General features: G+C 65.9%; 16 protein-coding genes, 2 tRNA genes and 1 other RNA gene. 6 read left to right on the top strand and 13 right to left on the bottom strand.

All coding sequences use genetic code 11. The annotated features are described in order from the left end of the window. Positions 1-2 precede the first annotated feature (2 nt). Both CSQ87_RS06680 and CSQ87_RS06675 read left to right on the top strand, forming a co-directional pair. Positions 3-76 (top strand) — tRNA-Arg (locus tag CSQ87_RS06680). 41 nt (positions 77-117) lie between these two features. Then, positions 118-191: transfer RNA gene (locus CSQ87_RS06675), tRNA-Arg, on the top strand. Positions 192-301: 110 nt separating this feature from the next. Here CSQ87_RS06675 and CSQ87_RS06670 read toward each other — a convergent pair. From CSQ87_RS06670 to CSQ87_RS06635, 8 genes are all read right to left on the bottom strand, one after another. Further along, positions 302-526: a hypothetical protein gene (locus tag CSQ87_RS06670; RefSeq protein WP_133122357.1), complete on the bottom strand. Its 225-nt coding sequence runs from the start codon at positions 524-526 to the stop codon at positions 302-304. 150 nt (positions 527-676) lie between these two features. Further along, the gene (locus CSQ87_RS06665) at positions 677-5,539 is read right to left on the bottom strand and encodes an Lhr family ATP-dependent helicase (protein WP_100513082.1); all 4,863 of its coding nucleotides are present in this window, start codon (positions 5,537-5,539) and stop codon (positions 677-679) included. Positions 5,540-5,591: 52 nt separating this feature from the next. Beyond that, positions 5,592-6,674, bottom strand: coding sequence for a LacI family DNA-binding transcriptional regulator (locus CSQ87_RS06660; RefSeq protein WP_100513081.1), 1,083 nt, complete (start codon positions 6,672-6,674; stop codon positions 5,592-5,594). Between the two features lie 30 nt (positions 6,675-6,704). Beyond that, positions 6,705-7,694, bottom strand: coding sequence for a ribokinase (locus tag CSQ87_RS06655; protein WP_100513080.1), 990 nt, complete (start codon positions 7,692-7,694; stop codon positions 6,705-6,707). Between the two features lie 82 nt (positions 7,695-7,776). After that, a complete protein-coding gene (uriH, locus tag CSQ87_RS06650) occupies positions 7,777-8,775 on the bottom strand; it encodes a uridine-preferring nucleoside hydrolase UriH (protein WP_100513079.1) in 999 nt (332 codons plus the stop codon). A 246-nt stretch (positions 8,776-9,021) separates the two neighbouring features. After that, complete coding sequence (locus CSQ87_RS06645; protein WP_100513078.1) at positions 9,022-11,310, bottom strand: DNA gyrase/topoisomerase IV subunit B; 2,289 nt, start codon at positions 11,308-11,310, stop codon at positions 9,022-9,024. A gap of 25 nt (positions 11,311-11,335) precedes the next feature. Further along, entirely contained in the window at positions 11,336-12,799 is a 1,464-nt protein-coding gene (locus tag CSQ87_RS06640) for an RNA polymerase sigma factor (protein ID WP_100513077.1), read from the bottom strand. A gap of 63 nt (positions 12,800-12,862) precedes the next feature. Continuing rightward, entirely contained in the window at positions 12,863-13,630 is a 768-nt protein-coding gene (locus tag CSQ87_RS06635; RefSeq protein WP_100513076.1) for a DUF4192 family protein, read from the bottom strand. Between the two features lie 239 nt (positions 13,631-13,869). On the opposite strand from CSQ87_RS06635, the gene CSQ87_RS06630 reads away from it, so the two are divergent. Both CSQ87_RS06630 and CSQ87_RS06625 read left to right on the top strand, forming a co-directional pair. Further along, a complete protein-coding gene (locus tag CSQ87_RS06630; protein ID WP_100513075.1) occupies positions 13,870-15,027 on the top strand; it encodes a polyprenyl synthetase family protein in 1,158 nt (385 codons plus the stop codon). A 162-nt stretch (positions 15,028-15,189) separates the two neighbouring features. Continuing rightward, positions 15,190-17,325 (top strand): Stk1 family PASTA domain-containing Ser/Thr kinase, encoded by a 2,136-nt coding sequence (locus CSQ87_RS06625; RefSeq protein WP_100513074.1) that lies wholly within the window; start codon positions 15,190-15,192, stop codon positions 17,323-17,325. A 92-nt stretch (positions 17,326-17,417) separates the two neighbouring features. Here CSQ87_RS06625 and CSQ87_RS06620 read toward each other — a convergent pair whose 3' ends face one another. Further along, the gene (locus CSQ87_RS06620) at positions 17,418-18,101 is read right to left on the bottom strand and encodes a lysophospholipid acyltransferase family protein (protein ID WP_100513073.1); all 684 of its coding nucleotides are present in this window, start codon (positions 18,099-18,101) and stop codon (positions 17,418-17,420) included. A gap of 150 nt (positions 18,102-18,251) precedes the next feature. Here CSQ87_RS06620 and CSQ87_RS06615 point away from each other — a divergent pair, with 150 nt between their 5' ends. Beyond that, positions 18,252-18,722: a hypothetical protein gene (locus tag CSQ87_RS06615; protein WP_243388864.1), complete on the top strand. Its 471-nt coding sequence runs from the start codon at positions 18,252-18,254 to the stop codon at positions 18,720-18,722. A gap of 81 nt (positions 18,723-18,803) precedes the next feature. Here CSQ87_RS06615 and CSQ87_RS06610 read toward each other — a convergent pair whose 3' ends face one another. The 4 genes from CSQ87_RS06610 to hpf form a co-directional block, all read right to left on the bottom strand. Next, entirely contained in the window at positions 18,804-19,760 is a 957-nt protein-coding gene (locus tag CSQ87_RS06610) for an ROK family glucokinase (protein WP_100513071.1), read from the bottom strand. A gap of 284 nt (positions 19,761-20,044) precedes the next feature. Then, a complete protein-coding gene (trpD, locus tag CSQ87_RS06605; RefSeq protein WP_100513070.1) occupies positions 20,045-21,100 on the bottom strand; it encodes an anthranilate phosphoribosyltransferase in 1,056 nt (351 codons plus the stop codon). Positions 21,101-21,259: 159 nt separating this feature from the next. Next, positions 21,260-24,172 carry a preprotein translocase subunit SecA gene (gene secA / locus CSQ87_RS06600; protein WP_100513069.1) on the bottom strand — a complete coding sequence of 971 codons (2,913 nt, stop codon included), beginning with the start codon at positions 24,170-24,172 and terminating at the stop codon, positions 21,260-21,262. 169 nt (positions 24,173-24,341) lie between these two features. Beyond that, positions 24,342-25,007 carry a ribosome hibernation-promoting factor, HPF/YfiA family gene (gene hpf, locus CSQ87_RS06595; protein ID WP_100513068.1) on the bottom strand — a complete coding sequence of 222 codons (666 nt, stop codon included), beginning with the start codon at positions 25,005-25,007 and terminating at the stop codon, positions 24,342-24,344. 170 nt (positions 25,008-25,177) lie between these two features. Between hpf and rnpB the strand changes: the two genes are divergently transcribed. Continuing rightward, positions 25,178-25,543: RNase P RNA component class A (rnpB, locus tag CSQ87_RS06590), an RNA gene on the top strand. Positions 25,544-25,566 lie beyond the last annotated feature (23 nt).

Here is a 25,566-nt window from a genome sequence, read left to right as displayed (position 1 = left end):
TTGCGCCAGTAGCCCAATGGATTAGAGCATTTGACTACGGATCAAAAGGTTGCAGGTTCGAATCCTGTCTGGCGCACGAAAGCTTGCGGAGGAGCAATCCTCTTCAGGTGTTTCATTGCGCCAGTAGCCCAATGGATTAGAGCATTTGACTACGGATCAAAAGGTTGCAGGTTCGAATCCTGTCTGGCGCACGATAAGCCCCTAGGAACATACAGTGCCTAGGGGCTTTACCAATGTTTGGGAGCGTTTACCGAAGTTCGGGACCGTTTCCCGCTTTCGGACTTTCAGAAGCGCTGCGGCTTCACCGAGGATCGCCGCCGTCCCGCGGAAGACGACCGCCGGGCTCCATGCCCCGGCGCAGCATTTCGACGCCCGCGATGTCTCGCCAATACGAATCCTTCCGCTCGTCCAGCAGACGAAACGTCTCGGCGAGCACGGCATCGTCCACGTTCGACAGCAGGTGGGCCGCCGCGGCGACGTTGTGCCCGATGTACCCCAATTCGCTGATCACACTCGCTGCATCCACGGCACCGACCTTTCCTCACACGGTCATTTCACCATATCCGTCATATCCGTCTTGCCATCCGTCTTCCCGGAATGTCATGCGCATGTTACGTGGCCGTCCCCATACGCATCACGACGGATTATAGTCCGCGAACCTACGGGTCGGCCACCGTCACGGATACAGCTTCATGCCCTGGGGAGACGGCACGAAACCGGCGGTGTGGAGCAGCTGCTGCACCCGGCCGCGTGCGGTGAGCGGATATCCGTTGACGTCGGCGAGGAACTGGGTGGTCCGGTATCGCCGTCGCATGGCGTGGGCGAGTTCCGCGCAGGCCCGTCGCACGCGCTCCTCCACGTCGTTCCCGTCGGCGTCTCCGGTCATGGCGTCCATGCCGAATACCAGCAGATGATGGCTGCGCGGCGTGGCGTAGAGCACCACCTCGCCATCGACCATCGCCAGCATGGCCCCTTCCCGTCGGATCGGACGCGTCCCCGCTTCGGATTCGACGTCGGCCATGTTCCGCGTCACGGGCCAGGGCATGACGGATCCGGCGAGATTCGCCGGGTCCAGGGCGTCCAGGACCACCACGGACGATCCCGGGGAGCCCGAGGCGGCGCGCAGGGCGTCCACCGTCTGCCTGCGGGCGAACTGGGCCGCGCCCAGCCCTTCCACGAACATGCCCCTCAGCAGGGCGCCCGACTCCTCCATGCGCCTGAGCACCGGATACAGTGCGGAGAACTCCCGTCTCTCGTTCGTCAGATCGAGCAGCGGCGAGGCGATCACCCCGTATCGGTCGAGCAGGGACGATATCGTCGCCACCGCCCATGCCGCGGCGTCCTCGCCGTCGTTCCCCGGTTCCGGCCGTGCGATAAGCGACCACATGCCGGCAACCGTCATGTCCCTCGCCGCCGGGCGGATTCGCCGTCCCGGGTCCGCCATCCCCATTCCGCCGCCGCGTCTGCGCCGAAACGTGGCCTTCCCCCGAGAACCGGTGCTGCGGGACGCCAGCAGGGCCCTTACGGCCACGAACCCGCTGTTCGTGACGAGGCCGTCCCACACCAGTTGCCACAGACGTGCGGCGAAGGCCGTCTCCCCCATGGACGCCGGCCTCAGTTTCCGGGCGGGATAGGCGCCTCCCGACCGCAGCAGGCGGAGCATGGCATCATCGGCGTCCGAAACCGAGGTATCCGATACCGGAGCGGCCGGAACCCGAGCGGCCGGAACGGGACGCGGCGAATCCTTTCCGACCGCAACGTCCCTCATGGCCCTCGAGACGAAATCCGGGGCGGCGAGCAGCTCGGAATCCGAAGGGTGGAAGGCGATCCTGCCGATATCGGTTCCGCGGGATCGCCTCGACCCCACCCATATCACCTCGCCCGAGGCCAGAAGCTCGTCCAGCATGCCCGGCTGGTAGTCCCTGATGCGGGAGGGGAAGACGACGCTTTCCCACAGTCCGGCTGGCAGGGCGATGCCCTCCAGCTGCTCGACGACCTGCATCAGGCCGTCCACGCCTTCGTAGCGTTCGCCGCCGACCGGTCCGACCCCCTGATGATCCAGCAGGAACCGCTGGTATTCGGCCACCGATACCGGCCGTATGGCCTTGCGGGCCCTCGCCAGCGAACGCGAACGGATACGGCGGAACACCTCCCGGTGCAGCCACTGTCTGACGGGGCCGGCACCGGCACGATCGGCACCGGCGCGATCGGCACCTGCATGATCGGCACCGTCGGCATGGTCGCCGTCGCCGCCCTCGAATCGGCCGGACAGCAGCTCTCCCCTGTCGTACATGTCGTCCAGGGCATGCACGACGCGTTCCGCATCCAGATTCAGATCCCTTGCCGCCATGTCGGCGGTGAACGGACCGTGGGTCTTGGCGTATCTGGCGACCCGGCCGGTCACGTCATCCTCGTCGAGGGTGTTCCAGAACACGCGGTGGGCGAGCTCCTCCTCCACTTCGCGGATCGCGCGGGCGTCCAGCACCTCGGTCAGGCCGGCGCCGCCGATCAGCCGCTCCAGCGTCATCGGGTCCATGGACAGCAGCCGCGCGGACCGCTCGGCCTGCGGCTGATCGTACTGATACATCACTTCACCGACGAATCCGAACAGGATGCTCTGGGCGAACGGCGAGGGCGTCTCGGTCTCCGTCTCACTCAGCGTCACGGCGCCGGATTCCAGCGCGCGCATGATTTCGCACAACTCAGGCAGATCATAGACGTCGCACAGGCATTCGCGCGCGGTCTCCAGCATGAGCGGGAAGTCCCGCTTCGTTCCGGCGACCTGCTGGAGCTGCGCGGCCCTCAGACGCTGCTGCCATAGCGGGACCCGGCGGCCGGGCTCGGTCCGTGGCATGAACAGGGATCTTGCGGCGCATTCGCGGAAGCGCGCGGCGAACAGCACCGACTCCCCCACCCGTCGTTCGACGGTGTGACGGATGTCGTTCGGGTCGAACCGGAGCAGCCGTGTCAGGTCGATGGCGCCCTCGTCATCCGACAGCTGGATCACGATGCCGTCATCCGCCGCATACACATGCCCGTCGAACCCGTATTCGCCCGACAGTCGTCCCGCGAGCGCCAGCGCCCACGGCTCGTGGACCCGGCGGCCATAGGGGCTGTGCAGCACCACCCGCCATCCGCCGTCCTCGTCGCGGCATCGTTCCACGATCAGATGCCGGTCATCGGGCACCCGGCCGGTGGCGCGGCGCTGCTCGTCGAGCAGCGTGGCGAGATTCGTCACGGCGTTGCCGTCCAGTCCGTCCTTCCGCAGCCGACGTTCGGTCCGATCGTCGAATCCGGCCATACGGTTCGTATGGTCCGTGCGATCCGTATGGTCCGTGCGGTACGTGCGGTCGCGCAGTCCCGACGTCAGTTCGCGGATGATCTGCCCCTTGGCCGCGCCGAACGCATAGTCCCTGCCGGGCCCCTCCCCGTGCCAGAACGGCAGTCGGGCCGTACGCCCCGGCGCAGGGACAACGATCACCCGGTCCCTGGTGATCTGCTGGATCTGCCATGTGGAGGTGCCCAAGGTGATGATGTCGCCGACCCGGGATTCGTAGACCATCTCCTCGTCCAGCTCCCCCACGCGTCGCGGACCGGCGCCGGCGCCGGATTCGGGAAGCACCACGGTGTACAGCCCTCGGTCGGGAATGGTTCCTCCGCTGGTGACCGCGATCCGCTGTGCGCCGGGCAACGCGGAGATGACGCCATTCTCCCGGTTCCATGCTAGCCGTGGCCGGAAGGCGCTGAACTCCTCGGAATCGTAGGCGCCGGACATCATGCCGATCACCGAATCGAACGTGTCCCGACTCAGTTCCCCGAACGGCGCCGAACGTCTGACGAGCGCATACCATGCGTCGGCGTCGAGATCGTCCATCGCCGCGGCGGCCACGGTCTGCTGGGCCAGCACGTCAAGCGGATTGCGGGGCACGGCGAGCGGTTCGATCCGCCCCTGGACCATGCATTCGACGCCTGCGACCACGTCGAGGATCTGCTCCCTCGTCAACGGGTAGAACAGCGCATGGGAGACGCCGCCGACCCGGTGATCGGCACGGCCCACACGCTGCAGTCCCGAGGAGACGGACAGCGGCGGCGCGATCTGGATGACCAGATCGACGGAGCCCATGTCAATGCCCAGTTCGAGGCTGCTGGTGGCCACCACGCATCGCAGACGGCCCTGCTTGAGATCCTCCTCGATCTGCTTGCGACGGTCCTTGGAGACCGAACCGTGGTGAGCCATGGCGATCACGTCGCCGCCGTCATGCGAGCCGACGAGCATGGTGGAGGAGCCGACGACGGCATCGTAATGCGCGGCAAACCCCGACCTTCCCTCGGCGGATCCCCGCTCGCCGTAGGCCATCGCATGATCGCCGTCGGACATGGCGTGATCGCCGTCGGGCATGGCGTGATCGCCGGCCTCCGCATGATCACCCCCGGCCTCAGCACGGTCAGTCCCGGCCTCAGCACGGTGCGCGCACCGTTCGGCGTACAGGTCGTTGAGCCGGGCCGTGAGCTTTTCGGCCAGACCGCGGGAGTTGACGAACACCAGCGTGGTGCGATGGGCCAGCACCTCATCGAGCACGCTGCGCTCCACGACGGGCCAGATGGATCCGCCGGACGTTCCACGGCCGCCATCGGCCGGTGTCCCGGAAGAGCCCGCTCCATCCTCGGACGACGGCACGGCGACCGAGCGGAAGCCGTCCCCGCCGGCCGCCACCACCGTGGACGACAGGTCGCGCATGTCGCGCAGCGGCTCGATCACGCGCAGATCCATCGACGGCGACGAGCCGGCATCCACGACGGTCACGTCCCGTCGTCCGCCGAGGAACCGGGCGACCTCGCCTACGGGATTGACCGTCGCGGACAGGCCGATGCGCTGCGCATCGCGGCCGGTCAGGGCATCGAGCCGTTCGAGGCTGACCGCCAGATGGGCGCCCCGCTTGGTGCCGGCGAGCGCATGGACCTCATCCACGATCACCGTGCGCACGGTACGCAGCACGGCCCTCGCCTTCGACGTGAGCATGAGATACAGCGATTCCGGCGTGGTGACCAGAATGTCCGGCGGATGGGAGACGATGGCCCGCCGCTGACGGGCGGTGGTGTCTCCTGTGCGGATGGCGACGCTCACCGGGGCGGCGCTCAGGCCGGCACGCTCGTATTCCTCGGCGATGCCTTTCAACGGGCGGTTCAGATTCCGCGCCACGTCCACGCCAAGGGCCTTCAGCGGCGAAATGTACAGCACCTTCACCCCGCGCGGCGACGCCTGCGCCGTCCGTGTCGTCTGCGTCGTCTGCGCTGGCTGTGCCGTCCGTGTCATCTTCCCCGGGTCACCCGGATCGCGCGGATCACGGGCGAGCAGGTCGTCGATGGCCCACAGAAACGCCGACAGCGTCTTGCCGGAGCCGGTCGGGGCGATCATCAGGGCGTGACCGCCCCGGCTGATGACCGGCCACGCCCTCCGCTGCACTTCGGTGGGCTCTCCGAACGTGCGGGAGAACCATGCCCGAGTGGGTTCGGAGAACCATCGCAAGTCATCGTACATATGTTCGATTATGCCGTACGCCGCGGACGGGCGAATCGCCTCCTCTGGCGGGTCAGCCGACCTCCACCCGTTCGGCGTCGGCCCTGGATTCAGCCCCGGATTCGATCGGAAGCATGGGGATCTGGGCGACCGTGCCCCGACGGATCAGCTCAGGCGGCAGCATGATCGTCCTCGAGGCGATCCCGGCCGACGGCGAACCGCCGATCCGATCGAGCATCACCGCCGCCGACTCATGCGCCAGCCAACCGATCTTCTGCCCCACGGTGGTGAGCATCGCGCCGAATCCGAACCGCTCGGCGATGCCGTCGTAGCCGATCACCGAGATGTCGTCGGGCACCGACCGTCCCAGACGGTGCAGCCCCTGCAGCAGGCCCAGCGCCATCAGATCGTTGCAGCAGAACACGGCGGTGGCCCCCGAGGCGACGATGTCCGGGGCGGCATCGAGACCGCTGTCGAACCGGTAGTCGCCCTCCACCACGAGAACAGGCGAAAGATCGACCTCGGCCAGCCCCTCGACGAATCCGTCGCGGCGGCCGGCCGCATTGCCCACCCGCGTCTCGCCGGAAATGCAGGCGATGCGACGGTGGCCGTTTTCGATCAGGAACTGCGCCGCGAGCCTGCCGCCCGCATGGTTGTCGATGCCCACGCCGTCGCACCAGTCGACGTCGACGAGACGGTCGATCAGCACCACCGGGCACGAGCATGCCTCGACGTCCGAACGCAGCGCCTCGACGTCCCCGCAGCTTTCCCCGGCCGCGATCAGGAACACACCGTCGACGCCGCGGGAGACCAGCCGGGTCAGCAGCCGGTGCTCCGTTTCGCGCGAATCGCCGGAGTTCGCGACGATCAGGGAATAGCCGGACTGCTGGCATTCCTCCTCGAGCCGCTTGGCAAGCCCCGCGAAGAACAGGTTCTGGATATCCGGCACGATCAGCGCCAGCAGCATGGATCGCTGCGTCACCAGCGTGCGGGCCACCTGATTGGGCACATAGTGCAGCCGTTCGGCGACGTCGAGAATATGCCGTCTGGTCTCCTCGGAGACCCGCGACGGACGGTCGTTGAGTACCAGGGACACCGCGGTGGCGGAAACGCCCGCCGCCGCGGCCACGTCCTTGATGGTGGTTCGCTTACCCACGCACTGCCCTCCAATCGGTGCCAACGGCCGTCAGGAGAACAGCGCCCGGACCTGATCCGCGGTGCCGTACGACGCCTGCGCGCCGTAGCCGGTCGCGGCATAGGCGGCCACGTAGGCGGCCACATGGGCCGCCCGCACGAGTTCGAGTCCCGCGGCGAGTCCGGCCAGAATCGTGCCCATGAACGAGTCCCCGCATCCGGTGGTGTCCACGGCCCGGACCTTCACCGGCGGCACCCGATGGCAGACCCCGTGGTCGATCACCACGCTGCCGTCGCCGCCCAGCGTGATCACCGCCTGATCGTAGCCGAATCCCCGCATCCGTTCGGCGATCGCCTCCCAGTCGACGGCATCCCAGTCGCCGTCCGCGGGCTCGTCTATGCCGAGCAGCTGGCTCATCTCATGCTCGTTGACCAGCAGGATGTCGGAGTTCGCCACCAGATCGGCCGGCAGTTCGGGCACGAACGGCGAATCGTTCACCAGCACCTTGACCCCGGCCTCGTGGGCGATCCTCGCCGCGGCGATCACCGTGTCCATCGGGCTTTCCAGACAAAGGCCGAGCACGGCGGCGCCGGCAATGACGTCCTTGTGGCCGCCCACGTACTCGACGCTCACCTTGGCGTTGGATCCCGGCGAATACACGATGGTGTTCTCGCCGTGGGAGTCCACGGTGATCACCGTCGTGCCGCTCGGACCCGGCACATGCAACACGTCGCCGACGTCGACGCCCGCCTCGCGGAGCCTGCCGAGCAGGAAATCGGCGTTCGCGTCGTCACCCACGGCGCCCAGCATGTGGACCTTGGCGCCGATCCGCGCCGCGGTGGCCGCCTGATTGCCCGACTTGCCGCCGGGGAGCACGGTCAGGGGCCCCGCGTTCACCGTCTCGCCCGGCCCGGGGAGCCGTTCGGTGGTCACCGTGTAGTCGGCGTTCATCGAGCCGACCACGGCCAGCGTGCGCTCGGATGCCGCGCACCGGTCCAGATCGGCGAAAACCTGTTCCTTGGAGATGTGTTCGACCTGCATGGATTCGTCCTTTCGATACCGTTTCGTCATCGTTGCGAGTGGATGTGCGATTGGATGGTTTTGTGATCGGCGGCCGTGGCCGTCACGCCCTTTCGGGCAGGGTGCCGTCGATCCGTCGGATGGCGTCCTCGACCAGATTCCAGAACCCGTCGAAGTCCAGCTTGGTGGCCACCTGCGTATGGCATTCCTCGGCCGACGGCTCGGGACCGCGCAGATCGGCCACCGTCATACCCAGCGTCAGTCCGTCGTGGGTCTCCACGTCGACCGGGCAGCGACGGGTGCGCACCACGTTCGGGTCGATGAGGTAGGCCACGGTGCAGGGATCATGCACGGGCGGGTCAACGAAGTCCTGATTGGCGGCGTATGCCTTGCGGAAGAAGTCCATCAGTCCGCTGACGAACGGACCGAGGTTATCGGATGCGGCGCGGATGCGGCGCTGGACCTCGGGGGTGCACAGCGCCTGATGGGTCAGGTCGAGCCCGACCATGGTCACCGGCCAGGACTCGTTGAAGACGATGTGCGCGGCCTCGGGATCGGTCTGGATGTTGAATTCGGCCACCGCCGAGGAGTTGCCCACATGGTAGCCGCCGCCCATGAGCACGACCTCGCGCACCCGTTCGACGATCCTCGGCTCCATGCGCACGGCCAGGGCGATGTTGGTCAGCGGGCCGGTGGGCACCAGCGTGATCGATTTTGGCTCGCTGGCCATGATGGTGTCGATCAGCCAGTTCACGGCGTGCCCCTCGTCCAGAGGACGGGTCGGCACCGGAAGATCGACGCCGTCCAGTCCGGTGTCGCCGTGCACGGAGGCCGCGACCTTCAGGGGGCGCAGCAGCGGACGGTCGCATCCGGCATGGACCGGGATGTCGGTGGCGCCGGCCTTCTCCAATACGGCACGCGCGTTGTAGGTCACCTTGTCGAGACTCTGGTTGCCGCCGATGGTGGTGACGCCGAGCAGGTTGATGGCGGGATTGCCCAGTGCGAGCAGGATCGCCACGGCATCGTCGTGGCCGGGATCCGAATCGAGGATGATGTTCCGTACCGTGGACTGCGGACCGTTGGCTTTCGTACCCTGAGACATGGCAACTCCTTCGTTGTCCGACGTGCTCCCGACGCCGGCTTGATGGTCATCGTGCGGATTCGCGGCCCGGGACGGGCCGTCGGTCTGCCGGTCGATTCCGGCACCTCTTGTATGGTAAAACGTTAAACCATATCTTGCAAATGCCGTGTCGCATCCGGAAATGACCAAGGGCCCGGCGGTACGACGCAATGCGTACCGCCGGGCCCTCTGCCGGCCGCATGAGCGATCTCCCGTCAAGGCGACCGGTCAGGTGTCGATCTTCGAACGGTCGAAGTCGTCGGCGTTGCTCACGATGAACGCCTTGCGTGGCGGCACCTCGTCGCCCATGAGCAGGCTGAAGATGCCGGACGCCTGCTCGGCGTCCTCCATGCGGATGCGCCGCAGCATGCGCGTGCGCGGATCCATCGTGGTGTCGGCGAGCTGATCGGCGTCCATCTCGCCCAGACCCTTGTACCGCTGGATGTCGTCGTCGAAGCCGATGCCGTCCCGCCTCAGCTGGTCGAGCCGGGTGGCGAGCTCATCGTCGGAATACGTGTAGATGTACTCCCCCTTGCGCTTGCCGGTCAGGGCGATGCGGTGCAGCGGCGGGACCGCGGCATACACATGGCCCGCCTCGATCAGCGGCCGCATGTACCGGTAGAACAGCGTGAGCAGCAGGATGCGGATATGCGCGCCGTCCACGTCGGCATCGGTCATCATGATGATCTTGTTGTACCGCGCCTGGGAAAGATCGAACGTCGCGCCGGATCCGGCGCCCACCACCTGGATGATGGCGCCGCATTCCTTGTTGGCCAGCATCTGGGAGACCGAGGCCTTCTGCACGTTGAGGATCTTGCCTCGGATCGGCAGCAGCGCCTGGAAGCCGGAGTTCCTCGCGGCCTTGGCGGTGCCGAGGGCCGAGTCGCCCTCCACGATGAACAGTTCGGCCACGTCGTCATTGCCCGGCATGCAGTCGGAGAGCTTCGACGGCATGGAGGCGGACTCCAGCGCGTTCTTGCGCCGGGTGACCTCCTTGGTCCTGCGGGCCTGGATGCGGGCGTGCATCTCGCCGACGATCTTCTCCAGCACGCGGGAGGACTGCTCCTTGTACCCGCGCTTCGATCCGGTGATCATCTCGCCGAACTGGGCGTCGGTGAGCCGTGCGGCGATCGGCTTGACCTGGGCGGTGCCGAGCACATCCTTGGTCTGCCCCTGGAACTGGGGTTCGGCGATGCGCACGGTGACCACGGCCACCAGACCGGTCATCACGTCGTCGCGTTCGACCTTCGTACCGGAATCCTTCAGATTCACCTTGAGCCTACGGGCATTGGCCTCGACTGCCTTGCGCACCTGACGGGTGAGCGCGACGAGGAACCCGTCGACGTGCGTGCCGCCGCCCGGGGTCGCCACCACGTTGACGAAGCTGCGGATCGTGGTCTCGTAGTCGTTGGTCCACCGCAGGGCGATGTCCACGTCGCAGTTGCGTTCGACCATCTGCGCATGCAGGTCGCCGTTCGCGTCGACCGTCTGCGTCTCCTCCTGATAGGTGTCGCTGCCGTGGATGTGCCAGATGTCGCACACCGGGTCGCCCTTGGACAGGAAATCAACGAAATCGACCACGCCGCCGGTATGCAGGAACTCCTCCACACGGGCGTGATCATGCCGCGGGGCCTCGGCGTCGGACGGCTGCGCGGAATCGGGCTGCACCGATTCGTCTTCTCCGTCTTCTCCCGCCGTTGCGGGCTCACCCGATCCGACCGATCCGTCGGTCTCCTGATCCGCGGTGACGGCCGATTCGCCGTCCACCTCGCGCAGGTCATCCACGGACTCGTCGCCGGTCTCGGGGATCGACTCGTCCACCACCACGATGCGCAGACCCGGCACCAGGAAACTGGTCTGGCGCACGCGGTCGATGAGCTGCTGGTAGCTGAACACGGCGGTCCTGTTGAAGATCTCCGGGTCGAGCCAGTAGCGGATGCGCGTGCCCGTGGTCTTCGCGGACACCTTGCCCACCTCGCGCAGCTCGGTGGGGGAACGCTTGCGGGTCTTCTTGAACGGCGAGTCGGGAGAGGGATGCTCGGGATCGGCGTCCGTGTACACGCCCGGATGCCCCTGATGGAACTCCATGCGGTACGTCCGGCCGTTGCGGTCCACCTCCACGTCCAGACGGGCGCTCAGCGCGTTGACCACGGAGGATCCGACGCCGTGCAGACCGCCGACCGCGTTGTACGAGGCGTTGCCGAACTTGGCTCCGGCATGGAGCTTGGTGAGCACCACCTCCACGCCGGACAGCCCGGTCTTGGGCTCCTTGTCCACCGGGATGCCACGGCCGTTGTCGGCCACGGTGATCGATCCGTCCGTGTGCAGGGTGACCACGATCCGGTCACAGAAGCCTGCCAGGGCCTCGTCCACCGCGTTGTCGATGATCTCCCACAGACAGTGCATCAGCCCCTGACTGTCCGTGGTGCCGATGTACATGCCCGGCCGCTTGCGAACGGCGTCGAGCCCTTCGAGCACGGCCAGATCCTTGGCGCCGTATTCTTCTTTGGTTGCCATGGTCCTTTCCTGGGTCACCGACCGATCACTGGTCGAGGAAGTCGCGCAGGGTCTGCGAACGAGACGGATGGCGCAGCTTCGACATGGTCTTCGATTCGATCTGACGGATGCGTTCGCGGGTCACGCCGTACACGCGGCCGATGTCGTCGAGGGTCTTCGGCTGGCCGTCCTCCAGTCCGTAACGCATCTTGATCACGCCGGCCTCTCGCGGCGAGAGGGTCTCGAGCACCTGCTTGAACTGCTCCTGCAGCAGCGAGAACGCCACGGCATCGGACGGGGCGATGGCGTCGGTGTCCTCGATGAGGTCACCGAACTCGGAATCGCCGTCCTCGCCGAGCGGAGTGTGCAGCGAGATCGGCTCACGGCCGTACTTCTGCACCTCCTGCACCTTCTCGACCGGCATGTCGAGCTCGCGGGCCAGCTCATCGGGCGTGGGCTCGCGGCCGAGATCCTGCAGCATCTGACGCTGGACACGGGAAAGCTTGTTGATGACCTCCACCATGTGCACGGGCACGCGGATGGTGCGCGCCTGATCGGCCATGGCTCGCGTGATGGCCTGACGGATCCACCAGGTGGCGTACGTGGAGAACTTGAAGCCCTTCTTCCAATCGAACTTCTCCACGGCGCGGATCAGACCGAGGTTGCCCTCCTGGATGAGGTCAAGGAACAGCATGCCGCGGCCCGTGTAGCGCTTGGCCAGCGACACCACCAGTCGCAGGTTGGCCTCCAGCAGGTGGTCCTTGGCCTTGCGTCCGTCGTTGGCGGCCCACTTGAGCTCGCGGCGGCGCTTGAAGTCCATGCCGTCGCCTTCGGTGTCCAGCAGATGCTGGGCGTACAGACCGGCCTCGATGCGCTCGGAGAGATCGACCTCCTGTTCGGCGTTCAGCAGGCTGACCCGGCCGATCTGCTTGAGATAGTCCTTGACCGGATCGGCGGTGGCACCGGTGGCGATCACGCGGCGCTTCGGGTTGCCCGCCGGCGTGTAGTTGTCGTCATCGTCGAGATCGGTGACGACGAACGCGCCCTTCTCCTTGGGCTGCTCCGGAGGCTTCGGCTTGGACTCCTCATCGTCCTCGTCGGCGTCCTCGTCCTCGGATTCCTCGTCGTCGTCCGACTCGTCGTCACCATCGTCCTCGACGTCGTCGAGGGAATCCTCGTCGAAGGAGTCCTCATCGGGGTCGAGCTCGCCGTCCTCGAGCAGCTCGTCCTCGAGTTCGGCCTCCTCCTGCGCCTTGGCGGAACGAGAGGACTTGCGGGCCTTGCCGGCCGTCCCCTTGGCCGAGGACCGGCGGGATGCGCCCTTCGAGGCGGCCTTGCCCGTCGCGCGCTTCCGGGTGGTGCCGGTGGTGGTCTCCTCCTCGTCGGAACCGTTTGCGCTGGAAACCGTACGCTTCGCAGCTGCACTCCGTGTCTTCTTGCGCGTTGCCGTCGTCTTCTCGGTGGCCAACTTGTCCTCCTGTTTCGTCCTGCCCACGTCGCCATATAGCATGAAGGCGCACTTATGGCAAGAGCAAATTGTCAACTCATAGAGTGAACCACGTTCCAAGGACGATTATTCCCGCTCCTCCCGCCCGATCCAGAACGGATGCACTCCGCGGGACACCGCATTCGCCACGATCGCCGCCAGCGTGCAGTCCGGATCGATGCCCAGCGCCTGCAACGAACACGCCAGCGCCGGCTCGTCGTTGCCCGTCCACCACAGCATGTATCCGAGCACCGTCAGCGGTTGGACGGCATAGGAACGCGGCACACGGCTCGCCACCAGCGCCAGCGTCTCGATGCCCCTCATGGCTCGGGTCCGGTCCTGCGGAGGCCTCGCATGACGGAACCCGTCGGTCAGCGTGTCGCATACCAGGGCCACGCTCCGCGGGGAATGCGGATCCGACACCAGTTCGATCAGATCGGCGGGTCGGGTCGCGGTCATGACCGAAAGCAGGACCGCATCCCTCATGGCCATGGTCTCCCCCATGCCCACGCACAGCGAGGCGAGCACCTCGTCGTCCACCGAGCGGACGTCCCCCGCAAGCAGATCCTCCCAATCGTCGATGATGCGGCAGAACCATCGTCGGTCGGCGATACGGGGCCCATGCGCGCGCCGCTGCGTGCGCAGTTCGTCCCTCAGCCCGTCGAGCAGGGCCTCGCCGATGCCGCTGTCGTCCGCGTGACGGCCCGCGGTCCCGCCCGCCGACCGGTCCCGCCCCCGTGCCGAACCGGCATGCGCCGCCTCCGTCGCCGTCGTGGCCGACGTCGTCGCCGCACGTTCCTTGCGCATGTCCGTGATGTCGCCGTCGTCGGCGACGTGGTGTCCGTTGTCCATCATGGTTCCTTCCCTGCCGTATCCGCATTCGGGAACCTCGCATCATCATCCGTTCCACTATCCCACAATCCGGGTCGTTCCGCCCGCGTCTGCCGAAGAATGTGGATAACTCCCGCATTCGGCGCGACGGCAACGCCCGACGGGTTGTGGACGGTCGCATTTTCGTCAACATCCCCGTCGACGTCGCCGCTCACGAGATCTCTTCGCGCCGTTGTCAGCACCGGTTGGCTAGTCTCGACGGTATGACTGTCATCAATCGACCGGCCGACGAGCGCGAAACCATCGAACGCGAGGCCATCGAACGTCGTATCGGCACCCTGATCCGGGAGACCTGCGGGGCGGATCCGTCCCTGCTCGGCTCCGACGCCTGCGCCGGCGTGTATGCGGATACGCTGCGGCAGGCGCTGACCTCCAGCGAAGGCGGCAAGCGTCTGCGCGCGATGCTCGTGATGGCGGTGTTCGACGCCCTGCACGACGAAACCCTGCACGACGAAACCCTACGCGACGACGTGCGCGATCTGGCATGCGCCATCGAGGTGTTCCAGACGGCGGCCCTGGTGCACGACGACATCATCGACGACTCCGACATGAGACGGGGCCGGCCTTCGGCGCATCGCGCGCTGGCCGAGACCATGCGCCGTTCCTTCGACGACGTCTCCCCGCGTCTCGCCGCCTCGATGGGAGGGGGTCTGGGCATCATGCTCGGCGATCTGCTGGCCACGTCCAGCGTGGCGATCGTCAACGGGGCCGCGTCCCGGATGCCCGACGGCGCCGCCATCATCGATTCGTTCCTGCTCATGCATCGCGACGTGGAGATCGGACAGGTCCTCGATCTCGCCGCGGAGCGCATCGACCTGAACGATACGACCAGCATGCGCAGCAATTCCCTGGCGGTGTTCCGCTGGAAGACCGCCAGCTATACCACCATCGCGCCGATCCGACTGGGACTGCTGGCCTGCGGCGTCGACCACGACACCGCCCGACGTCTCTCGGAGCGCATCGGCACCCCGCTGGGCACGGCGTTCCAGCTGGCCGACGACCTGCTTGACGTGTGCGCCGATCCCACGGTCACCGGCAAGCCCGTCGGCGGCGACATCCGCGAAGGCAAGCGCACCGTGCTGCTCGCCGACGCCCTCGACGCAGCGGGGGATGACGACGCCGCCTATCTTCGCCGCTGCTTCGAGGCCGCCGGCCGCGATGACGACGACGTCCGCCGCGTCATCGCCCTGTTCCACGGCACCGGGGCCGTCCAGCGATCCCGCGAGCGCATCACCGATCTGTGGCGGCAGTCGCGGGAGGCGATCGAGGACAGCCGCCGTGCGCTGCGTCGGCCCGACCGCTTCGCGACCGTGATGACCGACGCCTGCGCGAGGTTCATTCCCGCCGATCTGCGCGATTAGAGGCCCGTCGGCGCGGATTTGTGCATGTCCGTTGGATAATTGGCGTCTCGTCCACCGCACGCGGGGCGCAAACGATTAGGCTGGGCATTCGGTACGGTGAGGGATTTCGCCCGGCGGTTCCGTCGGACGACGTCGATGATGTTCGAACGTAGGATTGCAGACATGAGTGAAGTGACGGAAGCGCCCATCGGCAAGGTGGTAGACGGCCGATACCGGATCGTGCGCAGGATCGCCGAAGGCGGCATGGCCACGGTGTACGAGGCCCGGGACGTCCGTCTCGACCGCACGGTCGCCGTCAAGATCATGCATACGCAGCTGGCCCAGGGGCCGCATCGCGATCAGTTCGTCCAGCGCTTCCAGCGCGAGGCCCGTTCCGCCGCGGCGATCGCGAACACGCATATCGTGCAGATCTACGACACCGGCGAGTACGAGGGACTCGACTATCTGGTGATGGAGTACGTGCACGGGGTCAACCTGCGCTATGAGATGAACCGTCAGGGCACGTTCACCGTTCGGGAGACGCTGCGCATCGTCGGCGAGATCCTCGACGGTCTGGCGGCCGCGCACGGCGTGGGCGTGGTGCATCGTGACATCAAGCCGGAAAACATCATGATCAACGACCGGGGTCGGGTGCAGATCACCGATTTCGGTCTGGCCAAGGCCGCCTCCCAGGCGACGCTGGCCACCACGGGCATGCTGCTGGGCACGGCGGCGTATCTGGCCCCGGAGATGATCGAGAACAACCAGGCCACGCCGCAGGGCGATCTCTACTCCGTGGGCATCGTCGCCTGGGAGATGCTCACCGGCGAGGTGCCGTTCGTTTCAGACAATCCCGTGACCATGGTGTTCAAGCACGTGCACGAGGACATTCCCCCGCTGAGGCTCAACCATCCGTCGCTGCCCGCACCGGTATCGGATTTCATCGCGGAGCTCACCAACCGCAGCATCGACCGACGGCCGAGCGATGCCATGGCCGCATTGGTCAGGCTCAGCGAAACGCTTGACAGGCTCTCCCCCGCCGATCTCTCCTATCGGATCGGCGATCAGGACGATCATGCCACCACGTTGCTGCCGATCGGCGAACCGCCGGCGCCCCGCACCGGAGGCGCCGGGACCGGGACCGCGTCCGTCAAAGCCACCAAGGCCGACGGAACCGGTGACGACGGCGATGCCGGTTCGGCAGCCCCTTCCGCGCCGGCCAGATCCTCCACTCCAGTCAAGGCAGCGGACCGGACCGACGGTGCCGCGGCCGACGCGGACACGCATCCCCACGCCGGCAAGACGGTGCCCGTCAAGCCGAAGCGACACCGCATGGCGATCGCCATCGTCATCGCCGTCGTGGCACTGGCGGCCTCGGTCGGCGGCGGATTCGCATGGTGGTACTATCTGGGCCCCGGCAGCTACTGGGAGGTGCCCGCGGCCGACGACGTGAATTGCGCGCAGGGCGAATCCTGCTCGCTCAAGAACGCCGATTTCGCGGCGTACGAGCGCACGCTGAAGGTATCCGGAATCCCGTATTCCAGCACCGAGCAGTACAGCGACACCGTGAAGAAGGGCGACATCATCTCCTCCACGCCGGCGCAGGTCGGGGACCGGATCAGCAAGCGCCACGGCGAAAGCATGACGTTCGTGGTCTCCAAGGGCGTGCAGAAGCTCACGATCCCCGCGGACATCACCGATTCGGCGTCGGCGAACGGCAAGGATCCCGTGGCGGCGCTTTCGAAGATCGGGTTCGGCAACGTGAAGCATGATGCCGCGGCCGACCAGTATTCGATGGATGTGCCCGAGGGGGCGGCGATCAGCGTCTCGCCGAAGCCGGGATCCACCATCGACCACAACCAGCAGGTCACCGTGGTGCTTTCGAAGGGGCTGATGCCGGTCACCATGCCGAACATCAACGGCATGACCCGCGCCTCGGCCAAGGCCGCATTGGAGGCGCTGCATCTCAACGTGACGTTCACCGAGGAGTTCTCCGACAGCGTGGACGCCGGCAAGGTGTCCTCCGCATCGGCGAAGACCGGCGAGTCGCTGCACTGGAAGGACAGCGTCAGCGTCGTGATCTCCAAGGGCCCGCAGATGGCGTCCGTGCCGAATCTGGTGGGCAAGAGCACCGCCGATGCGACCAAGACGCTCACCGGCATGGGATTCAAGGTCAAGGTCAACGTGCAGGTGAAGAAGCCGAACTCCAACGATCCCGTATTCGACATGGTCTCCGGCACCAATCCGGCCGCCGGCTCCTCGGTACGGCTGAGGGACAAGTCCGGCAACGCCACCACCATCACGATCAACGTGGTGTGAGATCCGGAACCCAGGGCCGTATGACGAAAGGCCGCCGCACCTCCCTCAACGGGTTGTGCGGCGGCCTTTCGTATCGGATCCGGAAGAGGGGTTCAGCCCTGGGCGGCCAGACGCTTCTTCACGGTCTGGGCGTACTCGTCCACGTATTCCTGTCCGCTCATCTTGCGGATCTCCTCCATCACCTGATCGGTGAGCGAACGGATCTCCTCATGGGTGATCTCGTCGGCGGGCTTCTTCACCACCGGGATCGGCGTGCCATAGATGACGCGGGTACGGCCCTTCTTCGGGATCACGGTACCCGGCTTCTGCAGTTCGCGCGATCCGATGATGGCGACGGGGACGATCGGGCAGCCGGTTTCGAACGCCAGACGGGCCGCGCCGGTGTGTCCGCGGTACAGACGGCCGTCGGGACTGCGCGTGCCCTCCAGATGGATGCCGAACAGATGGCCCTGCTCGATGATCTCGCGGGCGTGCTCGAGCGCGCCGAGCGACTTGGAGCCGCCGGAACGGTCCACGGGGAACACGCCGACGGAGGTGAACCACCACTTCTTGAACTTGCCCTTGAGGCCCTTGCCTTCGAAGTATTCGGCCTTGCCCATGAAGTGGATCATTCTCGGGCAGGTGAGCGGCAGCAACGCATCGTCGATGACGGCCAGATGATTCGCCGCGATGATGGCGCCTCCCGTACGGGGAATGTTGCGCACACCCGTGGCGGAGGGCCCGAGACGGCGACGCGCGATGGGACCGAGCACCTTGACGAAGAACCAGTAGAGCACGAAAACCTCCAGACCGGATTGGCCTTATTGATGGCTACAGTATTGGGTATGACCGCAAACAAGGATAGCAACGCAACCCCGTCCGCTTCAAATACCGGCCCCGATGGCCACGGAAGCCGACCGGACGACGAGGCCGCATGGGCCGATTTCATGGCGTCGCACAGCGAGGACCTCAATGACGTGGCCCGCTCGCGCAGTGCGAGGAAATTCGATCGCGCCGCGAAGAAGGCCGAGAAGCAGGCACGATTCGATGTCCGCGATCTCAAGTCGGAGGCCTTCGCCGGCAACGGGCCGAACGCAGGCGGATTCGCCGGCGCCGGGCCCCGCGACCATACCGGCCGTAGCTGGCTGGACGTCGATGAGGTGATGGATGAGGGGTCGCCGTTCACTCCCCCGAATCCGGAGATCGGCTCGGTGCGGAAGGCCACGCTGCTGTTCGTCGCACTGCTGGTCCTCGGCGTGCTCTGTCTGGCGCTGGCGTTGTTCGTGCCGGGGCTGTCCAGCCTGTTCGGGGCCGCGGGAGGCGTGATGACCCTGTTGGGGGCGGCGGGACTGTTCGCCCGACACCGCGGACATAGCGAGACCCGCGCCGACATCTTCGATGACGGGGCGCGGGTCTAATCACCCGGGTCTAATCACCCGGATCCGGAGACTCGGATCCGGGAATCGGATCGTACGGATCCGCGAGGACCGATCGGCCGATCAGTCCTCTTCGATGCGGGCGAGATCGGCCGCGCCGATCATGCCGGCGTCGCCGCCGGCCGTGGCCGCCAGCACCTTGGCGTGCTCACGGTAGGCGGCCGCCTGCAGGAAGCGCACGTAGTTGTAGCGAGCCGGCTCCAGCAGGATGTCGCCGACGGAGACCACGCCGCCGCCGATGACGAACAGATCGGGGTCGAGCACCGCGGCGATGGCCGCCATGGTGCGTCCCAGCCATTCGCCGATCTTGCCGAAGGCGTACAGACCCAGTTCGTCGCCTTCCTGGGCCGCCTGGGAGACCATCTTGCCTTCCAGCGTGTTGATGTCGCCGTCGCACAGCTCCATCAGGCGCTTGGCCTTCTGCGGCATGCGGCGGACCGCGGACTTGGCGAAGTGCTCCAGCGCGTTGCCGGAGGTGTACCGTTCGGCGCAGCCGCGCAGGCCGCAGCCGCAGAAGTCGCCGTCGGAGACCATCGGCAGATGGCCGAGCTCGGCGGCCATGCCAAAGGACCCGCGGTAGAGCTTGCCGTTGATCACGATGGCGCCGCCCAGACCGGTGCCCACCGTCAGCATGACCATGTTCTTGCTGCCGCGACCGGTACCGAGGATATATTCACCCCAGCCGGCGCAGTTCGCGTCGTTCTCGACGATGACCTTGCACTCGTGGTTGGTGAGCTCCTCGATGCGATCGGCCAGTGGGTAGTCGATCCACTGGGCGATGTTGGCGGAGAACGTCACCGTACGACGATCCTCCTTGACGTTGCCGGCGGCGGAGATGCCCATTCGCGGCACCGATCCGTACAGTTCCACGGACTTGCGGTACATCTCCACGATCACCGCGTTGATCTCGTCGGGATCCTCGGGGGTGGGCTCCCGCCACTGGCTGATGATCTTGTTGTCATCATCACAGATGGCGCCCGCGATCTTGGTTCCTCCGATATCGATGCCAAGCGTGTACATGCTTCCTCCTGCCATGCCGAATCTCCGGTCGGTCCGTTCGACCTCGAGCGGAACAATGAAGATTTGAACGTTCTACCGACGATTTCATTGTATCAGCGGAACGCCGCAAAACGCCGAAAAACCTACCGAACGGTTGGTATTTGTTTCCCGCGCGCGCAACATCGCGCCGCGACGGGAAACACCGCGGAAACGACGAGCGGGGGTGACCGCCGATTCGTTCGGCGTTCACCCCCGCTCCGATCATCGCGTTCCGCGGCCACGCACGGAACGCTACGGATCAGCGATCAGGCACGCTTGGACTGGGCCACTTCGATCCAGCGGTCGAGCAGCGCCAGCGCCCGGCCGTCGTCCACGGCGCTTTCGGCGAGGGCATACGCCTTCCTGAACCGCTCGGCGAGGGACGCGTTCGCGTCGGGCAGCTGGGAGCCGTCGGCCACGATGGCCGAGGCGGCGTTCAGCAGGGCGGTCGTGCGGAACGGCACGTCCTTGCCGCCGAGGAAGTCACGGGTCAGACGCGCATTGAGCTCGGGCTCGCCGCCACGCAGATCATCCACGGTGATCTTCGACAGCCCCAGTTCCACGGTCGGATCGAATTCGGTTTCGCTCACCGTGCCGTCGCGGAACTCCCAGACGGAGACCGGACCGGTGGGCGCCATCTCGTCGAGGCCCTCGTTCGAGGTGTAGACCATGCCGGTCTGCCCGTTGGCGGCGTACACGGACGCCATGATCGGGCTCATCGCCCGGTTGGCGCAGCCGATGGCCACATGCTTCGGCTTGGCCGGATTGGTCAGCGGTCCGAGCACGTTGAACACGCACGGGATGCCCAGCGCCGCGCGGATGGGTCCGACGAACCGCATGGCGGGGTGGAAGGTCTTGGCGAATGCGAAGGTGATGCCCACCTCGTCGCCGACCTCGCCCACGGCTTCGGGGGTGAGGTCCAGCGGCAGGCCCAGCTCCTCGAGGCAGTCGGCCGCGCCGCACTTGCTGGATGCCGCGCGGTTGCCGTGCTTGACGATCTTCACGCCGGCGGCGGCCGCCACCACGGATCCCATGGTCGACAGGTTCACGGTCTGGGCGCCGTCGCCGCCGGTGCCGACGATGTCGGTGGTCTCACCGCTGACCTTGAGCGGCACGGCATGCGACACCATGGCCTTCGCGGCTCCGGACACCTCCTCGGCGGTCAGGCCCAGCTGCTGCTGGGTGGCCAGCACCGCGCCGACCGCGGCGGGATTGGCCTGTCCCTTCATCAGGTCGTCGACGAACCACTCGCTTTCCCCGGCGGTAAGGTGATCGCCCCCGACGAGCTTGGTCAATACCGACTTCCATGTGAGTTCGGCCATCGTTATCCCTCCTTGGCGCATTCACGCCCTTGATTGACGTGGCCATTGTATCGGCTGCATGTTGCGTAGACCAACCATCGCGCACAGCCGTCCACAATACGAAAAGGGGTCTCCCCCGCAGGGAGGAGACCCCGTCATCGGCCCGCTACAGCGGCAGACTCACTTCTTCTTCTCGTTCTTGCCGTGGCACATCTTGTACTTCTTGCCGGAGCCGCAGGGGCACGGCGCGTTCTTCGGCGTGCCGGGGAAGGTCCGTCCATCGGCCTCGGGGGCGTGCAGTTCCTCGCTCTTCGGACGCTTGTTGGCGGGCACCTTCGCATCCTCGTGGCTGATCGGCTTGGGACCGGTCACGCTGCCCATCTCGGTGCGCACGGGCTTGGCCGCCTCTTCCTCTTCCTCGACTTCGGCTTCGTCGGCATCCTCGTCCTCGGTGTCCGGATCGGCGGGGGCACTAGTCGACAGCTCGTCGGCCGAAGCCGCCTGTGCGTCGGCGCCGTCAATCTTGCGGGTGGCTTCGCTCACGGCCTCGTCCTCGTCGGACTCGGTGCTCAGGTCCTGCGACTTGGCGACCTGCTGGATGTCCACGTGGAACAGCAGCTGGACGGACTCCTCCTTGATGCCCTCGACCATGGAGTTGTACATCTGGTAGCCTTCGCGCTGGTATTCGGTGAGCGGGTCGCGCTGACCCATGCCGCGCAGGCCGATGCCGTCCTTGAGGTAGTCCATCTCGTACAGGTGCTCGCGCCACTTGCGGTCGAGCACGGCCAGCACCACACGACGCTCGAGCTGCCGCAGGCCCTCGACGCCGACGACCTTCTCGATCTCGGCATACTGCTTGTCGGCGTCGGCGACGATGAGATCGTGCAGGATCTCGGTGGCCTTCTCGGCCTTCTTCTCGCCCTCGATGGCCTTCTTCGCGTCGTCGATCTCCAGCGACACCGGGTAGATCTGGACCAGAGCCTTCCACAGGCCCTCGAGATCCCATTCGGCGGGCTTGTCGGTGCCCTGCGTGGCGCCCTTGATGTACGAGGCGACGGTGTCGGAGATGAACCGCTTGATGTCGGCGTCGATGTTCTCGCCCTTCAGCACGGCCTGACGCTCGGCGTATACCACGGTACGCTGCTTGTTCATCACGTCATCGTACTTGAGCACGTTCTTGCGGATCTCGAAGTTACGCGATTCCACGGCCTTCTGCGCATTGCGCACGCCCTTGGAGACGCTCTTGGACTCGATGGGCTCGCCGGTCGGCATGCCCTTGGCCATCACGCGGGCCACCAGCTGCGTGTTGAACAGGCGCATGAGGTTGTCCTCGAGCGACAGGTAGAAGCGGGATTCGCCCGGGTCTCCCTGACGGCCGGAACGGCCTCGCAGCTGGTTGTCGATACGACGGGACTCATGGCGTTCGGTGCCGAGCACGTACAGGCCGCCGAGCTTCTTGACCTCTTCGTGCTCGTCCTTGACCTGGGCCTTGACGGCCTTGAGGGTCTCGGGCCAGCGCTTCTCGTACTCCTCCGGGGTGTCCTCGGGGGAGAATCCCTGGGCCTTGAGCTTCTGGTCGGCGAGGAACTCGACGTTGCCGCCGAGCATGATATCGGTACCACGACCGGCCATGTTGGTGGCCACGGTCACGGCGCCCTTGCGACCGGCGACGGCCACGACGGCGGCCTCCTTGGCATGCTGCTTGGCGTTGAGCACCTGATGCGGGATGCCGGCCACGTCCAGCAGGGAGGAGACGACCTCGGAGCTTTCGACGGAGGCGGTGCCGAGCAGCACCGGCTGGCCCTTGGCATGGCGCTTGGCCACGTCCTTGACGATGGCGGCCAGCTTCTCCTTCTTGGTGCGGTAGATCAGATCGTCCTTGTCCTCGCGGATCATCGGACGGTTCGTCGGGATCGGCAGCACGCCCAGCTTGTAGGTGTTCATGAACTCGGCGGCCTCGGTTTCGGCGGTACCGGTCATGCCCGCGAGCTTGTCGTACATGCGGAAGTAGTTCTGCAGGGTGATCGTGGCGAAGGTCTGGTTCTCGGCCTTGACCTCCACGCCCTCCTTGGCCTCGATGGCCTGATGCAGGCCCTCGTTGTAGCGGCGGCCGGGCAGCATGCGGCCGGTGTGCTCGTCGACGATCAGCACTTCGCCGCCCTGCACCACATAGTCCTTGTCGCGCAGGAACAGCTCCTTGGCCTTGATGGCGTTGTTCAGGTAGCCGATCAGCGCGGTGTTGCTCGGCTCGTACAGATTGTCGATGCCGAGGTAGTCCTCCACCTTGGTGATGCCGGAATCGAGGATGCCGACGACCTTCTTCTTCTCGTCGACCTCGTAGTCCTCGTCGCGCTTGAGCTTCGGCACCAGCTTGGCGAACTGACGGTACCAGCGGGTCACGTCGCCCTCAGCGGGACCGGAGATGATCAGCGGGGTTCGGGCCTCATCGATCAGGATGGAGTCCACCTCGTCGACGATGGCGTAATGGTGCTCGCGCTGCACGAGATCGGCCTTCTCCCACGCCATGTTGTCACGCAGGTAGTCGAAGCCGAACTCGTTGTTGGTGCCGTAGGTGATGTCGGCGTTGTACTGCTTGCGGCGCTCCGGCGGCTTCTGGTCGGTGATGATGCAGCCGGTGCTCATGCCGAGGAAGCGGTAGACGCGGCCCATCAGCTCGCTTTGGTAGCTGGCCAGATAATCGTTGACGGTGACTACGTGCACGCCCTTGCCCTCGAGGGCGTTGAGGTAGCTCGGCAGGGTGGCAACCAGGGTCTTGCCCTCACCGGTCTTCATTTCGGCGATGTTACCCCAGTGCAGGGCGGCGCCGCCCATGAGCTGCACGTCGAAGTGGCGCATGCCCAGCGTGCGCTTCGAGGCCTCCCGGACCGTGGCGAACGCCTCCGGCATGAGATCGTCGAGCTTCTCGCCGTTCTCCAGACGCTGCTTGAACTTCGCGGTCTGTCCCTTCAGCTCGTCGTCCGACAAAGCGGAGATCTTGTCTTCCATGTCGTTGGTCGCCACGGCCACGGCCTGAAGCCTACGAAGCTGATGACCTTCGCCAATGCGCAGGACCTTGTCCAGAACGTTTACCACGAGTCACTCCTCAGTTGTCCCATATCGGCGCGCCCGTATGTCTTCCGGGCACAAACTGCAACCATACTACGCGAACCTTTTGATTTTGGGGGGATATCGCCGACCGCCACAACGACGACGCCCCGCCATGGGACCCATGGCGGGGCGTCGCGTCAATGCCTGATGCGGACTACTTGGACTTCTCGACGTTCTCCGGAGTGTCGATCTCGAAGACGCCGTAGCTCCATCCGTGACGGTGGTAGACCACGGACGGACGGTTGGTCTCCTTGTTCACGAACAGGAAGAAGTCGTGTCCGATGAGCTCCATCTCGTACAGGGCCTCGTCGATGCTCATCGGCTCGGCGATGTGCAGCTTGCGGCGGATGACGATCGGGGTATCGCCGACCTGGACCTCGACCGACTCGCCCGGTCCGAGATCACCGGCCACCGCATCGGCCGGGCTGTTGCTCGGCTCCTCGGCGGGCTCCTCCGGCTCGGCCGGCGGTTCGACCACGCCGAGATCGACGGGCTGCGGGTTGGTGTAGCCGCGACGATGGTCCTTACGACGATCGCGGGAACGACGGAGACGGAGGGTCAGCTTGTCCAGCGCCAGATCCAGTGCACTGAACTCGTCGGTGCTCGAAGCCTCGGCACGGACGACGGTACGACCTGCGATAACGGTGATTTCCACCTTCTTCGCGGTATCCGCCTGACGGGGATTGCCCTCATGCGTCACCACGACCTGCGCCCTCTGCGCATCGGGAGCGATTGCGGTCACACGATTCATCTTGTTCTCTGTAACATCACGGAAGCGCTGCTTGATCTGCGTGTGACGTCCGGTAACGACGATTTCCATGTGGACCTCCTTGATCGAGCGGCCAACGGCCGCTGTGGACACCTTTCGGCAACATCGCCGGAAGGATGTCTCCCAGTCTAGCCGATGAAATCCCGGTTTTGCGTTAATGACATCGACAAAACACCGCAAAGCGTAATGAAAGTCGGCTGGGAGCTGGTATGGTGGTTTGCCGAGACCTCTTGATGGCCGCGACCCAAGTCCTGAACAGGACGCGGGTTGAGGAACTTCCGGGCTCCGCAGAGCACGATGGCGGATAACGTCCGCCCAGGGCGACCTGAGAGATAGCGCAACAGAGAACAGACCGCCCGCTTCGCGCGGGTAAGGGTGAAACGGCGGTGTAAGAGACCACCGGGCGACCGGTAACGGGAGCCGCATGGCAAGCCTCATCGGGAGCAAGGCCAAGCAGAAGACGTCAAGGGCTGCTCGCCCGTGTCTTCGGGTAGGCTGCTAGAGCCTGGCGGCGACGTCAGGTCGAGATGGATGGCCATCCGCGTGGCGACACGCGACAGAACCCGGGGTATAAGAGGTCTCATCCCCTTACTTTTCGCGTATCACGCAT

It is taken from the genome of Bifidobacterium simiarum (assembly GCF_002802905.1).
In the GTDB taxonomy this organism is placed as follows: Bacteria; Actinomycetota; Actinomycetes; order Actinomycetales; family Bifidobacteriaceae; genus Galliscardovia; species Galliscardovia simiarum.
This window is presented reverse-complemented; position numbering and strand designations above follow the sequence as displayed.